Source organism: Bradyrhizobium sp. CCBAU 11430 (genome assembly GCF_028128855.1).
GTDB lineage: Bacteria > Pseudomonadota > Alphaproteobacteria > Rhizobiales > Xanthobacteraceae > Bradyrhizobium > Bradyrhizobium ottawaense.
This window is the reverse complement of the sequence record NZ_LBJV01000036.1, coordinates 22,253-42,689: the sequence shown is the minus strand read 5'-3', so window position 1 is coordinate 42,689 and position 20,437 is coordinate 22,253. Positions and strand designations below refer to the sequence as shown.

Annotated in this window: 13 protein-coding genes and 1 pseudogene; 12 read left to right on the top strand and 2 right to left on the bottom strand. The window is 57.3% G+C overall.

What is annotated here, in order from left to right:
- Positions 1 to 2,341 precede the first annotated feature (2,341 nt).
- The 5 genes from XI04_RS09775 to XI04_RS09755 all read left to right on the top strand — a co-directional run bounded on the left by XI04_RS09775 (position 2,342) and on the right by XI04_RS09755 (position 8,115).
- Positions 2,342 to 4,465 (top strand): prolyl oligopeptidase family serine peptidase, encoded by a 2,124-nt coding sequence (locus XI04_RS09775; protein WP_271623647.1) that lies wholly within the window; start codon positions 2,342 to 2,344, stop codon positions 4,463 to 4,465.
- 2,009 nt (positions 4,466 to 6,474) lie between these two features.
- Positions 6,475 to 6,780: a helix-turn-helix domain-containing protein gene (locus XI04_RS09770; RefSeq protein ID WP_271623646.1), complete on the top strand. Its 306-nt coding sequence runs from the start codon at positions 6,475 to 6,477 to the stop codon at positions 6,778 to 6,780.
- Between the two features lie 91 nt (positions 6,781 to 6,871).
- On the top strand, positions 6,872 to 7,327 hold the full coding sequence (locus XI04_RS09765) for a HipA N-terminal domain-containing protein (protein WP_271623645.1): 456 nt from the start codon (positions 6,872 to 6,874) through the stop codon (positions 7,325 to 7,327).
- 21 nt (positions 7,328 to 7,348) lie between these two features.
- Positions 7,349 to 7,537 (top strand): HipA domain-containing protein, encoded by a 189-nt coding sequence (locus tag XI04_RS09760; RefSeq protein ID WP_271623644.1) that lies wholly within the window; start codon positions 7,349 to 7,351, stop codon positions 7,535 to 7,537.
- A gap of 53 nt (positions 7,538 to 7,590) precedes the next feature.
- Entirely contained in the window at positions 7,591 to 8,115 is a 525-nt protein-coding gene (locus tag XI04_RS09755) for a HipA domain-containing protein (RefSeq protein WP_271623643.1), read from the top strand.
- 173 nt (positions 8,116 to 8,288) lie between these two features.
- Here XI04_RS09755 and XI04_RS09750 read toward each other — a convergent pair whose 3' ends face one another.
- Positions 8,289 to 8,369: a hypothetical protein gene (locus XI04_RS09750; protein WP_271623649.1), complete on the bottom strand. Its 81-nt coding sequence runs from the start codon at positions 8,367 to 8,369 to the stop codon at positions 8,289 to 8,291.
- Positions 8,370 to 9,297: 928 nt separating this feature from the next.
- Between XI04_RS09750 and XI04_RS09745 the strand changes: the two genes are divergently transcribed.
- The 7 genes from XI04_RS09745 (at position 9,298) to XI04_RS09715 (ending at position 19,630) form a co-directional block, all read left to right on the top strand.
- Positions 9,298 to 10,623, top strand: a complete 1,326-nt coding sequence (locus XI04_RS09745; RefSeq protein WP_271623642.1) for a lysine N(6)-hydroxylase/L-ornithine N(5)-oxygenase family protein — start codon at positions 9,298 to 9,300, stop codon at positions 10,621 to 10,623.
- Positions 10,620 to 11,897, top strand: a complete 1,278-nt coding sequence (locus XI04_RS09740) for an MFS transporter (protein WP_271623641.1) — start codon at positions 10,620 to 10,622, stop codon at positions 11,895 to 11,897. Before XI04_RS09745 ends, XI04_RS09740 begins: the two co-directional genes overlap by 4 nt.
- A complete protein-coding gene (locus tag XI04_RS09735) occupies positions 11,891 to 12,670 on the top strand; it encodes a phytanoyl-CoA dioxygenase family protein (protein ID WP_271623640.1) in 780 nt (259 codons plus the stop codon). Before XI04_RS09740 ends, XI04_RS09735 begins: the two co-directional genes overlap by 7 nt.
- Before the next feature lie 24 nt (positions 12,671 to 12,694).
- Positions 12,695 to 13,024: a cupin domain-containing protein gene (locus tag XI04_RS09730; protein ID WP_271623639.1), complete on the top strand. Its 330-nt coding sequence runs from the start codon at positions 12,695 to 12,697 to the stop codon at positions 13,022 to 13,024.
- A gap of 1 nt (position 13,025) precedes the next feature.
- The gene (locus tag XI04_RS09725; RefSeq protein ID WP_271623638.1) at positions 13,026 to 14,615 is read left to right on the top strand and encodes a class I tRNA ligase family protein; all 1,590 of its coding nucleotides are present in this window, start codon (positions 13,026 to 13,028) and stop codon (positions 14,613 to 14,615) included.
- 7 nt (positions 14,616 to 14,622) lie between these two features.
- A complete protein-coding gene (locus XI04_RS09720; RefSeq protein WP_271623637.1) occupies positions 14,623 to 15,756 on the top strand; it encodes an aminotransferase-like domain-containing protein in 1,134 nt (377 codons plus the stop codon).
- A gap of 880 nt (positions 15,757 to 16,636) precedes the next feature.
- Positions 16,637 to 19,630, top strand: a complete 2,994-nt coding sequence (locus tag XI04_RS09715; RefSeq protein ID WP_271623636.1) for a Ulp1 family isopeptidase — start codon at positions 16,637 to 16,639, stop codon at positions 19,628 to 19,630.
- Positions 19,631 to 19,802: 172 nt separating this feature from the next.
- On the opposite strand, the pseudogene XI04_RS09710 reads toward XI04_RS09715, so the two are convergent.
- Positions 19,803 to 20,243 (bottom strand): annotated as a pseudogene (locus tag XI04_RS09710) (IS66 family transposase); the annotation flags it as partial.
- Between the last annotated feature and the right edge of the window lie 194 nt (positions 20,244 to 20,437).

Genomic DNA, 20,437 nt, shown 5'->3' with positions numbered 1-20,437 from the left:
TAGCCGATCTGGCCACCTGCGACGAACGATGGAACATCGACGACGTCGCCATAGATCGACGGGCCAAAGGGATTGCTAAAGGAGGTTCGGCCGTATCCGCCGCCGCCGTGCCCGCCAATGTAGCCTCCAGACCAGTTCCACACCGCCGGTGGCAGTACTTGTCGCTCGCGGTCCGCCATAGCTGTACCCGTTGTGACGAGCGCCACCGTCGTAGCACTAAAAAAAAGAACTCTTGATCGCATAATGATTGCCCTGCATTTCCCGAGGCGCGGTCCCGCTCGCTAAGTATCGCCGCACGGCAAATCATCGGAGCGACCAGACACGTAATGACGCGCCGGGGCTGCTCCGAAGATCACCGCACTACGATTGGTGATGAAGTCCCGAACGAAGCAAGCCGCGTGCCGGACTAATTCGTATCTTCTGCGCGCGTTTTCTAAGAGTGTGTCGCGTCAACTTCCTTATGGTGGTTTGAACGCGGACAATTGAGCGTCGATAGTCCTACATTGCGTATCGAGCGTAGAAGGCACGCGCATGTGGGACGTTTATATTTGTTCATTGAAGTGTGCGCGGACCCGTTCCGATCTTGATGAAACAGCGTACTCTAAAGTGCAGTGTTCTTGTCTCCGCGCCAGCTGCGGTGACGGCAAGCAGCCGGTCGTTGCGAGTACAGCTCGTCTTAGTCTTTGGGAGCGTGAGTGCCGCGAGTAAGGCTAGGAGTCGTGCCCGGACCGCTTTTGTGGCGCCCCGTTGTCTTACGGCTTTCGTCGCCTTCGTTGCGTCCTCGATCGCGTACTGAACGACGGCAAGGTCGGATGGAGCGCGGGCCGAGCTCGATCACTCTTTAGTGGCTGATCTCATGGCCCAAACGGATCTCAGGGGCGCGCCTGGATGGGAAATGATCTTCTCTGCGCTGCGCGCGAAAGTAGATCGAGGGGAAAAGATCGAGTCACAAGCGATCGTTATCAAGTGCCCTTTGTGAACAGCACATCTGCGACTCTGAAGTCACGCGGCATAATCAGCGTATGCTAAGATGCTATCAGACTCAGTCCCTGCAGCATGTCAGCTGCGGTTGGTAATTGATCGAGCATCATCAGATTGTGTAGTAAATGCGATATCGGGCATACTCCCGCGGAGATCTTGCTACGTTAGGCTCTACAGATGTTCTGGAATCCACGTCGCGGCTATGCGTCATGGTAAGCACATTCCGGGCCTTGGGTCACCGCACTCTGCACGCTAGGGATGTCGAACAGCGCTGCGCTCGCAATAATCTCCAGGCTCAAGGAGGCAGCCGCAAAAGAAAAGCTGGGTCGGTCCATGGCCGCAATTAGTTGCCGAAGCTCTTCCCGTAAATTTCCCAGACGATTCAAGTCGTCAGACCGCGAACTGAATCCACTGCCGCCTAGCTCGTTGGGCACAACATTCACGGATGGTTCTTTATTCCGCGATAGGTCACGCGTCGGACCGAAAAGCAGTCGTAAGTCAGTTCTTCACAAGGTTGTACGTGACGCGCCGTTAGAAGTCGGCGATGATGGTGTTGATATGTGTTTGGCTGACTGCTGTTGTTCATGAAGCGGGCGTTGTCAGCATTGTACTCTATATAACGCCATCATTAGCCTTGTAGTCTCTTGGATAGCCATGCTTACCAAGTAGAGCCAGTTGGAGCTAGAGCTTCGTACTGCTCAGGCGTCACCGCTATGTCAAAGATTGGGTTGTGAATCCAATCAGCGAAGCTTTAGGCAGACGCCGATGTCGGCGGATTAGGCTTCGGAGATTGCCCGGCTGCGCCAGCGGAACGAACGGCCGCGCATGGAGCGCTAGCTTTCAAAAAATCGACCTCGATCTTTGCCGGAACCCGAACTGTCATTTCGGATGACTGCAGAGGCCTTGTCGAGAGCGTCGCCGATGCCTGCGGGATGCGCGCCCAAAGCGCTGCATGGTTTGCCCTTACCGCAACGATTTCAGCGATAGCCTTCCGCAAGGTTTGCGAGGTGAGCCACATGCTCAATGCAATTCATGCCTAGCCGAGTTGTGAGTGGCCGAACGGAGGGCGCAAACGATTGTCGAAGACGTAGTGCGACTATGAGCAAGGTGGCCGCTGCGCAACATGTCGCCTTTACCAAGAACCGACTGTCAGGTTTAAGACGGACGTCCAAAAGTCGACACTTAGATGGGTTGGGAACGCCGGAGAACCTCGCCTTTCAAACGGCACGCTGCTTGCTCATTCGAAAGCCAGCGGACGCACTTCCTGCATGCCTGCGGTTTGAAGCCGAGCATGCATCTTCCGAATGCTTCCACTCACCTAGCAAGATGCTCGAGGCCGGCTAACTTCAGGACAATTCCCATGAAAAATTCTCTCTTTCTCGCAGCGTCGCTATCCATGAGCTGTTTGATGGCCACGGGACTTTCCCCGACGCCAGCGCCTGCGAGCGTGGCTGAAGATCCCTTTCTTTGGCTTGAAGAAATCGAAGGGCCGCGCGCATTGGCTTGGGCTCGCACCGAGAACGACAAGACACTCAGTGCGCTCCAATCTGATCCACGTTACCAGCGCTTCTACGGGGAAGCGCTCCACATTCTTCAGGCCAAGGACCGGATTCCGTACGTCTCGATGGGACGACGCGGTCTCGACAATTTCTGGCAGGACGAGAACCACGTGCGCGGCGTCTTGCGGCGTACGACGCTTGAAAGCTATCGCAGCCAAACCCCCCGATGGGAGACCATCCTCGACGTGGATGCTCTCGCTGACGCGGACAAGAAGAACTGGGTTCTTGAAGGGGTGAGCTGCCTTCCGCCCGAAGAGCGCCTATGCTTGCTCAACCTGTCCGACGGTGGAAAGGACGCTGTGTTCGTCCGGGAGTTCGACGCAGTTGCCAAAACCTTCGTCACAAAGGGCTTCGCACTTCCCGAGGGAAAACAGCAGGTCACTTGGGTCAATAGCGACACGGTCCTGGTTACACGAGATTGGGGCGAAGGGACCATGACACAAGCCGGTTACCCTTTCGTTGTGAAGGAGCTCAAGCGCGCTCAGTCGCTGGCGGAAGCGCACGAGGTCTTCCGTGGCGAGCCGACCGATGTCGAGGCGACACCATTCGTGCTGCGCGACAGTGAAGGTACGATCCATGCGACCGGCGCCGACCGCCGCATCAGTTCGTTCGAGCATGAGTATGTTCTCTTTGGGTCCAAGCCGATTAAGCTCAATCTGCCAAAGAAGTCGACCATCGGAGGCATCGCGAGTGGTCGCCTGCTGGTGACGCTAAACGAAGAATGGATGCCGCCGTCCGGAGACACGCCGTTCTCAGCGGGCTCAATCATCTCGTATGACCTGACCGAATGGAAGCAGGATCCGCTGCGCGCCATGCCAACCCTCGTGTTTAAGCCTGGGCCTCGACAAGCGATCAGCGGATTCACCGCCACAAGAAACTTGTTAATCCTAACGATTCTCGACAATGTTCAGAGTAGGGCGTTCGTCTACAAGTACCATCAAGGCGCCTGGCAGGCCACGCCGATCCCGCTTCCAGACAATGCGAGTGTCGGTGTAGCTGCGGCATCGGGTCAAACCGACGAGGCGATGTTCACCGTCTCCAGCTTTTTTAGCCCGACGATGCTCTGGTACTTCGACGCCGTAACCGGTCGCCTTGAAACCCTGAAGACGACACCTCCTCGGTTCGACCCCTCGAGACATGTCGTCGAACAGTTCGAGGCAATCTCGCGCGATGGCACCCGCATTCCTTACTTTCTGCTACGACCTAAGAGCGCCCGGTTTGACGGATCAACTCCAACGCTTCTCTACGGCTATGGTGGGTTTCAGATTCCGCTCATCCCCGCTTACGCCGGCCTCACCGGACGACTCTGGCTCGAGCAGGGCAACGCGTATGTTGTCGCGAACCTGCGCGGCGGTGGTGAGTTCGGGCCCCTATGGCACCAGACTGCCCAAGGAGCAACGAAGCAGCGGACATGGGATGATTTTATCGCCGTCGCGGAGGACTTGATTCGGCGCAAAATCACTTCTCCCCGCCGGCTAGGCGTGGTCGGCGGTAGCCAAGGTGGCCTCCTGGTAGGGACCGCAATCACGCAACGAACCGACCTCTTCAATGCGGCCATCTTACGGGTTCCGCTGTTCGATATGGTTCGGTTCACGAAGCTGGGCGCCGGGGCCTCCTGGATCAGCGAGTATGGCGATCCCAGCATTCCCGATCAGCGCAAGTGGCTCGAGGCTTACTCGCCCTATCAGAGGTTGGTGCCAGGCAAGACCTACCCGGCCCCCTTCATTCTCACGTCCACCAAGGACGACCGCGTCCATCCAGCGCATGGCCGCAAGGCAGCGGCAAGGCTCGCTGCATTGGGCCAACCGTACTTCTACTATGAGAATACCGACGGGGGGCATAGCGCCGCCGCCAATCTAATTGAACAGGCACGCCGGATCGCTTTGGAATATACGTACCTATCCCAGCGGCTTGTCGAAGAGTGATGGCGAGGACGAAGATCTACTTCATTGATGACGCTTGACGGACGACGTTATCGGCAGCGGCGTCAGCAAGCCGGTCTTTGCTCATTCTCGGCGGGAGATGGTATCTCGCTGGCGATGAATGCGACGAATCAGCTACGTTCGCCGTCTCGCCTATCAGTCCCTGTAGGTCACTCAACGCCGAGTTCTCGTTAATACCCACGAGGCATTTCGTGTGAACAGCCCTCAGGGCAAAACCGGTGCGTTAGCCTCTCCATCCCGTGGCTAATTTCATTGGCCGTGCGGATGCAGATAGGGATAGCGCCTTTCTCATGAAGTCGTGACAGAACAGCATTGAGAGCATGTTTCTGAGTGGTTGCAGGAATTATCGTGGCAGATTGAACCGGTATTGATAGCCCACACGCACCATTGACCGATTGCGCAAAGGCCTGTCAGCTTGCGGTAAGCTATCACAGATACAGAGCCCTTGGGGTTAACGGGATGTGGCAGGGACAGCGCTTTTGCTCCAGACGCGATTCGCGCCGAGTCACCTTTCCGCTAGTCTCAACGGCAGTGCGGATGTGGTAGGGACTAGTTGGCCTGGTTTCACGCCCGGGTCGGTTAGTACCGAGCCGCACCCGCACTGTTTTACATCTCGCTCCGACCGATCGTGGCGGCTATCTCGACAAGCTTCGCAGGTACTCTGCCGAAGATCGGTACACCACCTGAAGAGGTGAGGGCCACGTACTTCCTTCTCTGCCGCAGCGCGCGCAATGAGTGGTGTTGGACACTACATACCGACATGAGAGTCGCCTGAATCGCGAGTTCGGCCGCTAGCGCTTCGGCGATGAAGGCTACGCCATGGAAGAGTTGGTCGCGGAGCTTGGCGGACGGCGGACTTCCTGCGTGGGCTTCAGGCCAGAAATTTCGTCGCGGCCTGAGCCGCGGCGGCAATCATCGATCTGGATCCCGTCATTTTAGCTTCAAATAGCTTGGGTCTTCAATGGACTCTGGACGAAGTTATTGACTGGGCGTCATCGGACTTACAGCCGGGCGGATTTTCGAACGGGTCTCAAAATTTAGAATTCGTGGCGGCTGCAAGCATTTTGGTTGAGGATGCACGGGTTTGAAGCCGAGACCCGCTCTCAATCGCGGCGACCGTACCGACCGTGCGAGGCTCAACGGCCCTGCTCACGCCTTTCCATACCACGATGTTCGTAGATGCTTCGCGACGCTCGTCACGCCACGAGGGTTACCAGTCCGGCTTGTGTGCGAAAGGCTCGAGGCCGAGCCTGATGACTTCAAGTCCTTTCCAACGGACATACATCACAACCTCGTGCAGCAACCACGAACTACCGGCCGGCAACACCAGCCAGATGTAAAAGCAATTAGTAAGCCTCCATTGAGGGTGAGAAATACGGCTCGTCCATTCATGAGGATCAGCGGACAAAACTTGCGATGCTAGTAACGCTGCTCGTCGATGAGCCATATCCCTCAAAATTGCCGGGCTTAGATTAAGGCGTGTCCGGAATGGTCGAAATCCATGCGTCTGGAAATGCTGAATACTAGTCGGCGTGCCGTTATGCCGAAGGCAGCCGGCGCGTTGCATCCCACGAGCAATTGGGATCCGAGGCTCGCCTCGGCATGGGTGCAGCCACGCATCGAACGGCGAGGGGGCAGCAGGGCTCGCAGCGTCATAGTCTTCTCAGACCCTGCGAAAAACGGTGAAGAAGCCCTGCAAAGGTATCGAGCGGCGAGAAGGAAATGCTCATGCCGATTGATCCGGGCGCGCATGAGCGCGCGCGGCTCATGGCCGAGGAGCCGCCACTCGGTGTCACATCCGAGCAAGGAGACACCGAACACCGGGCAACTTGCCGCGGCGGAGCGGGGCTAGGTAGGACCTGCCAGGTAGTCTGCTTCATGTCGTTGAACAGGTTAGTATCTTCCGGATTCCGATGTCAACAAACGATGTCGTTCCGGAATGTCGGCGAATGGCGACATATCGAATTGTCCACGAACGGCGACATATGACGATGTCAGTGATCCTGACATTTGGGATTGCCATGCTTATCCGTACACCTGCCGACCTCGGCGCCGTCATTCGCGACAGACGCAAACGCCTCCAGGCGACACTGGCGAAGCGGATCGGCGTCAGCCGTCAATGGCTGATTAAGGTCGAGCATGGTCATCCCCGCGCAGAGCTGACTCTTGTCCTCCGTGCTCTCGACGTTCTCGGCATCCCGGTGGACGCCAATAGTGGAGGGCCCACCAGCCGCAGGTCTACCTCCGCAGTTGATATCAATGCCATCGTCACCAAAGCCAAGAAAGGCAAGACATAATGGCCGCGCTCATTGCATTCTTGGATGGCACCGAAGTCGGTCGCGACCGCAGTGACGCGCGGGGCGGGCTGACCTTCGTCTATGACGATGCATGGCGCGACGCCGAGGGGGCCTATCCCTGTCGCTTTCGAGGCCGCTTGCCGCCGAGGAGCACGGTCCAGTCACTGTTCAGTCCTTCTTGTGGGGGCTGCTTCCTGACAACGAGCAGGCGCTCGAGCGCTGGGCCAAGAAATTTCAGGTGTCGGCGCGCAACGAGTTTGCCCTCATCTCTAACGTCGGAGAGGATTGCGCCGGGGCCATCCAGTTCGTCACGCCTAATCGATTGGAAGCTCTAAAAATAGACAAAGATGACAAGATCGAATGGCTGCATAAGCCGGAAATAGCAAATCGGCTTCGAGTCTTGCGCGAGGATCACGCTGCCTGGCGCCTGCTCCGCGACACGGGTCAATTCAATCTTGCAGGCGTCCAGCCGAAAACCGCGCTTGTCCTCAAAGACAACAAATGGGGCATCTTCCGTCCGGGCGCATACCGACCACCCACATTTTGAAACCACCGACGGGTCATTTCGATGGTCGCGCATGAGCATATCTGCCTGCAGCTCGCACGCGAGCTCGGGCTGCCAGCCGCTGAAACCAAGGTGATGCCCTTCGAACAGGAAATAGCGATCGTGGTTGAACGCTACGATCGGCAGGTCAGCGGGAACGACGTTATCCGCGTCCATCAGGAAGATATCTGTCAGGCCATGGCATCCCGCTGACCAAGAAATACCAGAACGAGGGCGGACCAACGCCTGCGCATGTAGTCGAGCACTTGCGGACCTACTCGACAGACCGCGGGGCTGACGTTGAGACGTTCGTCAGCGCTTTGATCTTCAACTGGCTCATTGGAGGCCCTGATGCTCACGCCAAGAACTATTCATTGCTTCTGGCCAGCGGTCCTCTCGTGCGTCTCGCTCCCCTTTACGAGATCGCCAGCATTCTTCCTTACGACCACGTCGATCAGCGTAAGATCAAACTCGCCATGAAAGTCGGGGGTGAATACAGGCTCGATAACATTGGCTTGCGTCAGTGGCAAAAATTTGCACGAGAGACGCGTGTTGATGCGGACGTGCTCATCGCTACGCTGATCTCCATGGCCGGGCAGATGCCTGACCTGGTGGCGGACGTTCGCGCCGACGCGCAAAGGGAGGGATTGGAAAACGCTCTCATCGAGCGATTGGCAACGGCATTGGGCACGCGAGCCAAGGATTGCGAACACGCTCTGAAGGGGATCTATGATACGGATCATCCATCAATTGAATGGAGTCTAACGCAACCACGAGCTTGTTCATTCTGATATCGTCGCTGGCCGAACGGCTGCCTGACGAGCCCGTTGCCGCGTCCCCTTCTGCTCGTCCCGAGTTGAGGCTTGCAAGCACTCGCTCGACTGTGCAGGTCGAAACTAGCGAGCCGCTGCCGGTCTAGAAGCATGATCTCGCGTTGAGTATTTCCGAAGAAAGCAAGAAGTCATCATTGTGCAAATGCGCGACACTGCGCGTGAGGCGGTCTCGTGGTCAGGCCAAGGTAATCCGCGATGTCTCGGCGAGACATGGCAGTGACATAACATCAGCAGTCATGAGCCGCGCATCCATCTCAAGCAACAAAGTGGCAACGCGCTCCAGAGCAGTCTTACGTCCAAGCAGCAGCGTTTGGTTTTCCGCGTGCTGAAAGCTAGCCATGGTCATGCTGAGCAAGGTGCGCCAGACAACTGCGTCAGTGGGAGCGATTGCAAAGAGTGTACCTCTTGATCAGTCGAACAGTGCTCTGCGTAATGGCTTTCGTGGCAAAATCGATGTGCCCCACCGTTCTGGAATTCGAGAATGTCACCTGGTGAATGAAAGGGGCCAATCTGGCGTCGCCCCATCGGACGTCAGCTTGTAGGCCCGTGCCATTCCTTCATGAAGTGATAGACGTATTCCGCGGGTTCACTCTCGATGTAGATCGTCCGACCGCTGCAACGCTGATAGTGCGTGGAAGGCCGTGGTGATTTGAGCATTGTCGGCATAGATGAGCATTCCCGGCGGTTGATTTCTTCCTATGGACCTGCGCGCTTCGTATTCCCTATGCGCATGTCCGATTGTCGCCTCAATGTCGTAAATCCGACAGGAGCTGTCGAAGTAACTTTCGCACGAAACGCTGTTCGTGGGCATGTTCTTCTCGTCCAACAAGTCGAAGCTCGAGATCTTGTGGGTGGCACGGCCGTTGCTAATGAGCACAGAGATCACCGGATGAGGTGGGTGAAGAAGGTGGCAGGCGGACTTTAGTGTTTACACGTATGAAACTGTTGCCGGTTTCAACAGGCGTCTTGCGAGACGCGGCTATTGCGGATGCGTCATTTACCACGCCTCCTGCGGCTGCAGGCCAAGCCGCTGCCCCATCCCAAGTCACGCAGACTTGCTTCGGTAATGAAGCGAAGGACCCGGAGAGAAGTTACACGAGCGCGAAGGACAAGAACTTAAACGACCTCAAAGAGACTTCTATGGAAATGCTGGATGTCATCGGAATTGGGATCGGCCCATTTAACCTCAGTCTTGCAGCGCTTATTGAACCTACTCCGCTCCGCGCACTTTTCCTGGAGAAGCGAGAAGCACTTTTCTGGCATCCAGGCCTCGCACTGCCGAACAGTCGCCTGCAGGTGTCGCCGCTCAAGGATTGCGTGACCCTGGTCGATCCTACTAGCCCATACTCATTCCTCAACTATTTGGCACTGCATGGTCGGCTCTACAGCTTTGTCAACAAGCGCAATGCTTCCACGTCCCGGCAGGAGTTCATTGATTATTACCGGTGGGTCGCAGGGCGACTCAATACGCTCCGCTTCTCGGAGGACGTCACGAATGTTGTTCCGTTTAGGGACGGCTACCGCATCAGCACGGCTAGAACCACATATTTGGCGCGCGCTGTTGTTGTGGGAGTTGGCGTAGAGCCAAAGATCCCTCCCTGCGCCAGACCTTTGCTATGTGACACTGTCTACCATGCAGCCGACTATCTCGAGCGGCAGCTTCCGCACGCAGACGAGCATGTGCTCGTTGTGGGAGGTGGTCAGAGCGGGGCTGAGATTATTGAGGACATGCTTACTCGTTCTTTATCCACCCAAATCACGTGGGCAACGTCGCGTTCAAACTTGTTCTCCATCGACGACAACAGCTTTGTGAATGAGGCTTACACACCCTCGTATAGCCGTCGCTTTCACGCTCTACCGCTTCAGCAGCGTCGGGACCTGGTCGAGGGCGAAATGCTTACGAGCGATGGTATTTCGGTTGATTTGTGCAATCGCCTATATGAAATGCTGTACGATCGGAACGTGGATGGCACGCTGGTCGACCGTTTTCGTGTGTTGTCCAGCGTAGTCGTGAAAGACATCACGTCCCACGAAAAGCGCTGGCGAGTAGATCTAGATGAGATCACAACGCAGCGAAATAGCTGCATACTCGTCGATCGTATAGTGCTTGCTACAGGCTTCCAGCCGCGTACGCCGCCCTTCCTGGAGGGGCTTCTCGAGGGTGCGTGTATGGAAGATGGCCTGCCCGTACTCGGCCCGGACTACGCAGTCCGCTTCGGTCGGCATATGCCAGGACCAATTTATCTACAAAATCAAAGCCGGGTGCAGCACGGATTGCAGAGTGCCAATCTATCTTTGGTGGCGTACCGCAACAGCCAAATTATTAATAGCCTCCTCGGCAGACCGTTCTATTTGAATACATCCGACAGGCAGATGATTGAGGTTTGCGCACCTTCAGACACGTCTGAGCGAGACACCGGTGTGGTTGCGATGCGACCAACCCGACGGGTATTGGGTAGCACATGAACGGCGGCTCAACCTCTCCGCTCCAGGGCCGGTTTGTGGATGGAACGGCCAAGCCCGCCGACCAGCTTTCAGGCACGCTCGACTACCGCGCCTTTGCGCCGTTTTTGATTGCCTCCATTGTCATTGCAGCAGCTTACGGCACTAGCTTTCTATTGCCGGACTACATGGATGCGCTCGAAACGGATAGTGGAGCCGCGGGTCTTATTATTTCCAGCGGCATGGCTACGACCCTTGTTTCCTGTTGCCTGGCTGGGTGGCTGGCAAAGCAGATAGGCCTATTACCCACGTTGACTGTCGCATCGCTCATTATGGCGGTAGCCATGCTGGCCTTTGCCGGCGCTGCCTTCGATACGCGAGCGGCGTACGTTGGAGGACTACTGGTGGGCGCTGCTTGGTCAGTGTTCTTCATTCTGGCGCCGCTGCAGATCATTCGTTATCTACGGCCCTCGGCACGTATTCAGTATTTGACGGTCCTATCCGGATCACAAATGGCTGGGCTCGGCCTAGCGGCTCCACTTGGTCACTTGCTTGCGAAATACACTGGTTCGTTGGCCACGATTTTTGTGGTGCTTGCGACTGCGTGCGTGATTGCTGCCGCCTGCGTAGACCTGACAAGACGCGCGATGTCAAAGCTATCGGCACTGGCTATGCCGGATATTGCGATTACAATTGCCGCCACTACGGCACTGCTTCAGCAGGGCACAGCGCTCCCGATCGCCATGATTGCGATTTCAGCCTGCATGTTCGCGGGGCTGTCCACATATCAGAGCGCGTACTCTGCATCACGTCACTTGAATTCCGATCTGTTCTTTCTCGTTTTTACTGCTGCAAGCGTGGTACTACGCTTTTCAGTCGCTCACCTCATCGGCGGCCTGCCGTTACGCCGACTGGCGCTCACGCTCATCCTACTGACTGCTGCGTCTCTGGTGCTGTTCGTTCTCAATGCTGGCAGCACCTCACTCTATATTGCGGCCACAGTGCTGTTTGCCGTCGGCTATGGGTTAAGTTATTCAACCTTGAACACGATAGCCGTCAATCTTGCCGGCGAGCACGGCGTCTCGGTACCCACTACCTCGCAGATCTTTACCCTCGCATACTTCCTCGGGCTCTTCGGCTTTCCTATGGTCGGAGGGCAGTTGGTCCGTGGATTCGGCCTTGACGTGATGTTGCTGAGCCTATTGGGCGCGACCGCTCTTAATGCGGTGCTAGCAACCCGTCTCGGGCAAAGGGCAACTGATCCGCCTCATCTTAGGAAGAGAGCTCACACATGCTGACTGAGGCACAACAATCAAAATGGCATAAGGATGGATATCTTCGATTGGAAAGGTTCTTCGATCCAGCCACGCGCGACAAGATTTCTCGTTACGTTGAGGAAGTTGCACGTTGGGATGTAAGCTCCGACAAGTGGATGTTGTGGTTCGAGAAGACGAGTGACAGCCGGAAGATTATCTCCAAGGCCGAGAACTTCTTAGACTACCATGTCCCTCTACGGGAGGCGCTCCTGGCCGATGGCCGCATTCGTACAGCGGTCGAGACACTCTTGAATGAGAAGACACGGATGTTGAAGGAACTTATGATCTTCAAGTATGCGGACAGCGGCGGATACCGCCCCCATCAGGACATCTATCATGTGCCGCACAAGATACCCGACCGCATCGTTCACGCAATTGCATCCATCGCGGTGGACGACTCCGACCCTGGTAACGGTGGGCTCTTCTTCACGCCAGCTCGCCATAAGGAAGGAATGTTTCCGATGGATGCCGGCGGCGTGATTCACCCGGAGATCGCGGCAACCTTCACATGGGAGCCGGTGCGATTGAAAGCTGGTGATCTTTTCATTTTCGACGATTATGCGCCCCATTACTCCTTGCCAAACAAGAGTGATCGGTCGCGGCGTGCGATTCACTTGGTATTCCAGCGCGCATCCACTGGGGGGCCGACACGCACCGAATACAACTGCATGAAGCGCGCCTACAACCCACCAGAGGAAGCGGTGGCCGATCTCGAAAACCTAAAGCGTCCCAATGGCATATTCTATCGCGACTGATAGCCACCTTCGAGGAAGACCAACGTGTACACGAGGCAGCTCGATCATTCTCTGATGAGATCGGAATACGGAGTTCTGGTCTGGCGCCTTTTGGAGCATCTGCCGGAGGGGCTCAGCCCAGCATTTGGCGCTTCAGTCGTGGAGCTCGCTCCAGGCGATGCGGTCGACCCGCACGATCATCAGGAGCACGAGCTGTGGCTGCTGATCTCTGGTCGCGGAGAGTTCGAAGTCGACGGCCAGGTCCGTAATGTTAGCGAAGCGACCTTATGCTACATGTCGCCCCATCAGACGCACACTATCCGCAATATCAGCCAAGACGGCGCTCTCACGTTCATCTCGATCTGGTGGGATTGACGTGCGCACTTATTTCGTCTGCCCTGCGCCACCTTGCCCTAACGGCAAACTACATCTGGGCCACATCGGCGGCGTGTATTTACTCGCTGATATCTTCGTCCGCTTCCAACGCATGACCGGCCATCGGGCCTATTACATCACCGGCTCAGACGAGCACGGCACACATACGATCGAAACGGCACGAAAGCTCGGCCGATCCTTTAGCGAGGTCGCAGAACAATACGTTCACGAGATCTTAGAGTGTTTGCGTGCCGTGCAAATTACGCCTGATGTGTTCGTGCGCACATCTAGCGAGACTCACAAGGAAAATGCGCTAGCGATATTCCGCGAGCTGCAAGAAGCCGGCTACGTCGACATACGGCAGGGCGTCCAACTGTATTGCGAACGTTGCGATGAGCTCGTTGCGGACTCGCTCGCAGCTGGCCGTTGCCCGGCCTGCTCATCGCCCTGCGACAGCAATCTGTGTGAGAACTGCGGGCTGGCTGTCCAGCATGGCACAATTCGTGATGCACGTCACGTCACCTGCGGCCGTAATCTTGTGCTAAGAGCCATCAAGCAGGCCGTGTTCGACATGCCACGTCTCGCTCAGCAGCTGCACGACGCCATTGGAGAAAGCGCGTGGTCCGAGCCGATGCGCGCCAAGGCGCGCGCTTGGCTACACCGGGAGGTGCGCGGCTTGCCGATGACCCGCCATTTTAGGCACGGAGTTGAGGTAAAACAGCCTGACTCTCTGACCGGCCAAACGCTGCTTACATGGTTTGAGGGCCTCTGGTGCTTCGACACCGGAATTCGCGAGCAATGCGCCCGCTTAGGTCTGGACGCAAACGCGACGTTGCACGACCAGAACAGCGAGCTTTTCTTCTTCATGGGGCAAGATAATCGCTTCTATTACACGCTAGGTGTGGCCGGCGCTCTGCTCGCGCGCGGCTACCCAATTCCAAAAAATCACTCCGTCCAGGATTTCTACAAGCTGAAAGGCGAGAAGTTTTCCACCAGTCGTGATCATGCTCTTTGGGCCGATGAAGTGGCGCGTGACGTGGGGCCAAACGTACTCCGTTATGCACTGGCGCGAGTGGCCAAGCCCTTTGGAACCGACGCAAACGATTTTGATCTCGACGGACTCATATCGGCAGCGTCCCGCATTCGGGTCTGGGAAGATGCGTTACGGCGGTGTGCAGAAAGCGCGCGTACAGTAGAGAGCACCGAACTCTCCCCGAATTTCCGCCGCTTCGCTGAAGATTATGCCGATGCGGTGACCGCACTGCGTTTTTGGGATGCGCTTGATATCATCGACAAGTGCTTCGAGTTAGGCGGCTTTGCACATGCAGACGATTGGACATGGAATGCTGCGCAGATCTCGTTGTTCCTAAGCCTACTCTATCCCGTTGTACCTGAGTTGGCGATGGGCTACGGCCAGCACTACTTTGGTGGTGCGTGGCGGCCCTCCCTCGAGACTTCGAGCGCAGCAGCTCAACCAAAGACGTCGGTGGACTTTCCCCGTTTCAGCGCGCCAATACCGGAAAGCTTCGTCGCAGAGTACAATAAGCGCTTTGGCAAAGAACAGATTTCGCAATCACGACGATCGGAATGACGAAGCCATGAATTCCCGCACCTCACAACGCAGCGCTATCGCTCAGGGTTTCGAGCCGTTCGACTTCTCAACCGCGAAGCATGGTATCAATTTCAGCTACGGGCTGGCCGACCCGGTGATGTTTGCAGAACTGCCGTGGCCAGGCGCGTTTGACGGAGGTACAGGTGTGGCTCTCGCCAATTTGCCCCAGTATACGGATGCGGCGGGTTTACCCGAACTCCGTACAAAGCTCGCGCTGAGGTACGGTGTGCGGCATGACCAAATCATGGTTACGAGTGGAGCTTCACAGGCCTTACAATTGCTTGCCGATGGCTGGATTGACCCCGGTGACGTGGTCCTGACGGAGGACCCCTCCTACTTGGGTGCACTGCGTACGTTTTCGATCGCGGGTGCAACCGTGGTCCAGCTAGGTCTGGCCGCAGAGGGAGTGGATCTGAACGAAGTGGAGGCAGTGCTGCAGGCCATTGCCCGTGTAAAGCTTTTCTACACGATGCCAGCATTTCATAATCCAACCGGGCGCCAGATGTCGTGCGACCATGCGGCCAAATTGGCGGCACTGCTAGCCCGCAGTGGCGCTCTCTTGGTGCAGGATCTTGTCTATGCTGAGTTGCCCTATAACGGTCCAGTGCATTGGTTGGCACCGGGCGACAACGTGATCAATGTCCATAGCGTCTCAAAAGTTGCCGGGCCCGGACTACGGGTAGGCTGGGTGCTTGCGGAGTCGGACATTATCAACAGGCTTGCGCACCTCAAACGCGACGGCGGCGTAAGTCCGGTTCTAAGCAATGTCGTTTTGGGTTTGTTGCAATCGAGCGCTCTTGACTCGCACATAACACGCTTGCGCGAGCACTACCGAGCGAAGCGAGACGGCGTACATAAGTTATTGCAGCGCACCCGGTTTTGCGAGCCGGACTATAGTGCGCCAAGCGGGGGCTTCTCGTTCTGGGTACGGCTTACCGCGGGTACGGATCCGGAGAGGTTTATTGACGCTGCAAGCCGCGAGCACGACGTGCACCTTACAAATGGTCGGAACTATGGCCCACGAAGTGGCGGTCACATCCGCCTGTGTTTCAGCTATCTTCCAATATCTCTCATTGAGCAGGGGCTGGAGCGCTTAGGTAATTTGCATACTAAACTCTAGATGCATGTGGTATGTTTCAGCAGAGTTTCCCCATCTGACGCGGGGTCGCACCTCCAGCTCCAAGCGCCGACACTTCTGACGAGCGGGCTTACGCGGACACGCGAGTCGCTGTCCTGCTTTGTTGCCCGCCGGCAAGGTCGCCTTGGTGCGCTCTAATCGACCCTCCCATCACTCGTCCGAAGCTCGAAGAAATGTTCGAGCTATAAGGGGGCGTCGTTCCCACGCACTGGAAGCATAAGTATACGATCCCGATTTGGAGCAAGAACGGCTCGCGACGAGCCGCTTACTGAAGAGCCGGTCAGGGGCGTCCCATACCACAATCAGTGCAGCGCGAATGGAAGCTCCATACGTCCGGCTTGGCCGCCGCGGTACGGCCGATCCCGATGCCCGTCCACTGACAGTGGTCGGATCGCGTGCTTACGATCTCATCTTGACGGTGCAAAGCTCGTCCAGGATTCATCTCTTATCGCGCCGACCGATGACGCTCGGCCAGGGCTGATGTGATCTCGCACTTTGCGCGCATGCTGATCGTCCCTGCCGTAACGGCCACACCCGTGCGTGCACCTGCGGCGCCGCCGGATGCCGTTTGCGATCCAAAAAATGATGAGTCGTCGGCTCCCATGCCGCCGCAAGACTTCATCGGCCGGGAGGAGGGCGGGTCCTGAAGCCCAAGAAGCCCAGTGACGATCAAGAGCCGCGGGGCCATTTCGTTCTGCAGATGTCGCGATGCATTGCCTCACGAAGCGACGGCCTCGTCAGCTTCTGGAAAGCCTATCCGCAATAGGATCAGCTCAATTGATGTCTTGGACGTGAGGCTAGCGTGGACCCGTACAATTCCGATCCATTCAATCCAACAGCTTGGTCCCAGGTGCAACACGCCATGTTGGAAGAGGACCAGGGGGGCCATGCCAGCCAAGAGGGTTTTGAGCAGCACTTGGCCGAGGCGCGCCCGCCAGATCCGGGTCCTGTCTCCGGTGGCGGCCGCAGCGGCCGCAACTACCATCCCCATCTCTCTGCAGAACATCGGGACATTATCGACAAAGCGATTGCCCAATATGTGGCTCAGAAAAACCCACAACGGAAGACGGTTAACCGCTATACGCAGGCGCTTCGCCGACTTGGAAATGATCTTGGCGCTAATCGAATTACGATTGATTTGGGGGACCACCAGTCCCTGGTCCGTTACGTCAAGACTTACTTCCCGAAGGACGAAGACATGAAGAAAGGGTTGGGTGTCCTTCGTGCGTATCATGATCCGAGCTATGTAACTTCTGGCGGGCGGCCGCGCACGATCCCTTCAGCGGAAGACGCGCCCCTCTCAGAGCGGCTTAGTGCCAGTGGCATGAAGCCGGGCAGTGCTGCTCGTCATGATCGTAGTCTTCGCAGATTTTCTAACGCGCTTAATCTTGCGGGCTACTCGATATCCGGGCTAGACCACGCTACGCGCATTGAATTCGCTCAGAAGTTGTTCCCAAAGGATGAGCATCTTTTGTTCGCGTTGGGCAAGGTGCGCGATGACGAGGACGTTTCCGGCGCGGGTGCGTCTCGGGAGCCCAGCGGTTATGCTGTCCCGTCGCCCACATCGCATCTTTATCCCGATGACGCCCGCATCATTGATGGCCTGGAAAAGGCAGAGCTGAGCATGCTCAAACCCGAGGATACTAGCCGGAAAAAAGTTGCTCAAAATCTGGCCCGCAACCAACGAAGATTCGGTGCTTGGCTCCAAAGGGAGGGGCGGGGGAGCATAGTGAGCCGACTCACCGGCACCAGTGAGCAGCAAAAGTCGTTGAACGACGATTACAAGGACTTTAAAAAATCCAGTCGAAGCGCGGACATGGGCTTCGATCGTGTTCGGAACTATTTATTAATCGTCGAGGCGAACGCTGCGCTGGGCGTCTCCCCTGAACAGGCAGGCGGGGAGCCGCGGCGCGGCGGGTCGAACTCAACGTGGTCGCCGCACCTGCCGCATGATTTTGAGGGGCCGGCGGCGGAAGCGGTGCCAGATGGGTCGTCGGCGATCTACCAAGGTCTCGACTCCTTCGTTGATCTGCCATACACGCCGCAGGCGGTGAGAGACGATGCTCAGTCCGCGCCGGTGAGTGGGGCAGCCGCCAGACCGCCTCTCTTCAACGGACCATCGGACGCGCCTGCTCAATCGTCGGACATTTTCCGCGGTCTTCAGTCTTTCGTTGATCTGCCGTACACACCGCAGCAGATGCGAGACGATGCTCAGTCGCGGGCGGTGAGTGGGGCTGCCGCCAAACCGCCGCTCTCCACCGGACCATCGGACGCGCCAGCTCAGTCCTCAGACATGTACCGCGGTCTCAACTCTTTCGTTGATCTGCCGTACACACCGCAGCAGATGCGAGATGATGCTCAGTCGGCGCCGGTGGGTTCGGCTGCCGCCAGACCGCCGCTCTTCACCGCACCATCAGACGTGCCAGCTCAGTCGTCAGACATCTACCGCGGTCTCAACTCTTTCGTTGATCTTCCGTACACACCGCAGCAGATGCGAGATGATGCTCAGTCAGCGCCGATGGGTGGGGCTGGTGCCAGACCGCCGCTCTTCACCGGACCATCAGACGCGCCAGCTCAGTCGTCAGACATATTCCGCGGTCTCGACTCTTTCGTTGATCTGCCGTACACACCGCAGCAGATGCGAGATGATGCTCAGTCAGCGCCGGTGGGTTCGGCTGCCAGACCGCCGCTCTTCACCGAACCATCAGACGCGCCAGCTCAGTCGTCCGACATCTACCGCGGTCTCAACTCTTTCGTTGATCTGCCGTACACACCGCAGCAGATGCGAGATGATGCTCAGTCAGCGCCGGTGGGTTCGGCTGCCAGACCGCCGCTCTTCACCGAACCATCAGATGCGCTAGCTCAGTCGTCCGACATCTACCGCGGTCTCGACTCTTTCGTTGATCTGCCGTACACACCGCAGCAGATGCGAGACGATGCTCAGTCAGCGCAGGTGCTCAGCCCTGCCGGTGAACCCACGTTCTTCGTCGGGCGGTCGGGCGTACTTCAAGAGCTTGAGCACATCGGATACCGAATCCACGAGGATCGGCAGGATGGCTCCCAGCCGGTGTCGGATTTATTACTCGATGTCCTGAACAACATCGGGGTCCTGCCGGCCAAGTTCAGCGGCCCAGCCCAAGTCCCCATCAGCGGTGAGACCTACTCGATCACATTGGGACCGCGAGGACGCTCCGGTGCGCAATTCATCGATCATCCTCGCCCGTCTCCTGTCCCGGGTGCTCAGATCGCCCCCTTGGCTACCGTTGCCTCTTCCCGCCACCGCAGCGGACCCGTGTTGGGGCCCACGCAGTGGCTGGGTGACAAGCATATCCAGTGGGACTATCAGCTCCTGGCGCAGGAGTTGCAGCAGAACAATCCAGATCTCGCCGCCCGGACGCGGTTCGTGGATCCCCTGATAGCCCAAATGTTGCGATCTCCCTCCAAGGAAGTCGCCGAACGAGCATTAGGGTGGGTTCGCCATGATACAGCCGACTTCCTATTCTTGCCGGTAAGCGATGCCAGCGCTACGGATAGACATCAGCGCGGAAGTCACTGGTCGCTGCTGCTGGTTGATCGTCGCGATCGTGATCGGCCGGTCGCGTATCACTATGACTCTACCCAGGGATACAATGACAGGCCCGCAGCGGAGATCGCAGGACGGCTCGACGCTTACGTGCAACAGGCCCCGATAAGACAGCAGCAGAACGGTTACGACTGCGGCGTCTTTGTCGTGGACGGCACCCGGGAACTGGTTAGGCGATTGGCAGCAAGACGACCGGACCTGAACCTCAACAATCTTGTCATCAGTCGGCAGGATCTGCGGGATCGACTAGGCGCTGATGTCGGCTTCAACTGAACAGGTTGCGCGACCGAGTGAAATGCTGTTCTGCATGATCGAAGATCCGGCAATCCGTGTGTTTGCAGAGCATCATAGTGTCTCACGTGAGGAGCTGAGTACGCACGACGAAGACCGCCTGATTGACGCATGCGCGCGGGCACAGCGAGCTCTATGATTGGCCGGGTGAAGGTCAGTGGCGTGCTGACCCGGCGGGCTTGTCGGTCTGGCGCAGGAGCTTCCATTCCAAGGCCAGCAGTTCGTGCAGGCGCGACGCGGGACGATCGGCGAGCGGGGACAGGACCTTGGGGAGCCCTTGGGGAGCCAGCCCTTGGGATCAACGTGGTTGGGCGACGGGTCGTGATCATTGTCAGCATGATGGCGGCACGGTCGGCGCCACGCTCGCTACCAGCGAAGGTCTAGTTGTGCCTTCCCTGCCACTCAATGCGCGCTCAGCGCATTGGTCAAGCAGATCTTGCCATCATCGAGGAAGCGGGCGAAGTCGTCCCAGCGCTTGGGCATGTAGTTCATAGGCTTCAGGACGTCGGAGGGAGCGCGGGAGGGGTTCGCGCTCGCGCAACAACCAGGCGTGCATGTCCTCGAGAAGCGGCTTGCTTTTTCGTCTGCGCTGCGCGCGGACGTAAATCGAGGGGCAAAGATCGAGCCGCAAGCGATCTCATCAAATGCGTTTGTGAACAGCACATCTGCGACTCTGAATTTGCGCAATCAGCGCATGCTAAGATACTTATCAGGCTCAGCTCCTGCGCCATCTCAGCAAGAGATTGGGAACTGATCGAGCGTCGTCAGATTCTGAAGTAAGTGCGAGAT

What these genes read in the sequence shown, in the direction of transcription:
- XI04_RS09720 (WP_271623637.1), top strand. Translation starts at nt 14,623, where the DNA reads ATGAATTCCCGCACCTCACAACGCAGCGCTATCGCTCAGGGTTTCGAG.
- XI04_RS09775 (WP_271623647.1), top strand. Translation starts at nt 2,342, where the DNA reads ATGAAAAATTCTCTCTTTCTCGCAGCGTCGCTATCCATGAGCTGTTTG.
- XI04_RS09740 (WP_271623641.1), top strand. Translation starts at nt 10,620, where the DNA reads ATGAACGGCGGCTCAACCTCTCCGCTCCAGGGCCGGTTTGTGGATGGA.
- XI04_RS09765 (WP_271623645.1), top strand. Translation starts at nt 6,872, where the DNA reads ATGGCGCGACGCCGAGGGGGCCTATCCCTGTCGCTTTCGAGGCCGCTT.
- XI04_RS09750 (WP_271623649.1), bottom strand. Translation starts at nt 8,369, where the DNA reads ATGTCTCGCCGAGACATCGCGGATTACCTTGGCCTGACCACGAGACCG.
- XI04_RS09760 (WP_271623644.1), top strand. Translation starts at nt 7,349, where the DNA reads ATGGTCGCGCATGAGCATATCTGCCTGCAGCTCGCACGCGAGCTCGGG.
- XI04_RS09770 (WP_271623646.1), top strand. Translation starts at nt 6,475, where the DNA reads ATGTCAGTGATCCTGACATTTGGGATTGCCATGCTTATCCGTACACCT.
- XI04_RS09715 (WP_271623636.1), top strand. Translation starts at nt 16,637, where the DNA reads ATGTTGGAAGAGGACCAGGGGGGCCATGCCAGCCAAGAGGGTTTTGAG.
- XI04_RS09745 (WP_271623642.1), top strand. Translation starts at nt 9,298, where the DNA reads ATGGAAATGCTGGATGTCATCGGAATTGGGATCGGCCCATTTAACCTC.
- XI04_RS09735 (WP_271623640.1), top strand. Translation starts at nt 11,891, where the DNA reads ATGCTGACTGAGGCACAACAATCAAAATGGCATAAGGATGGATATCTT.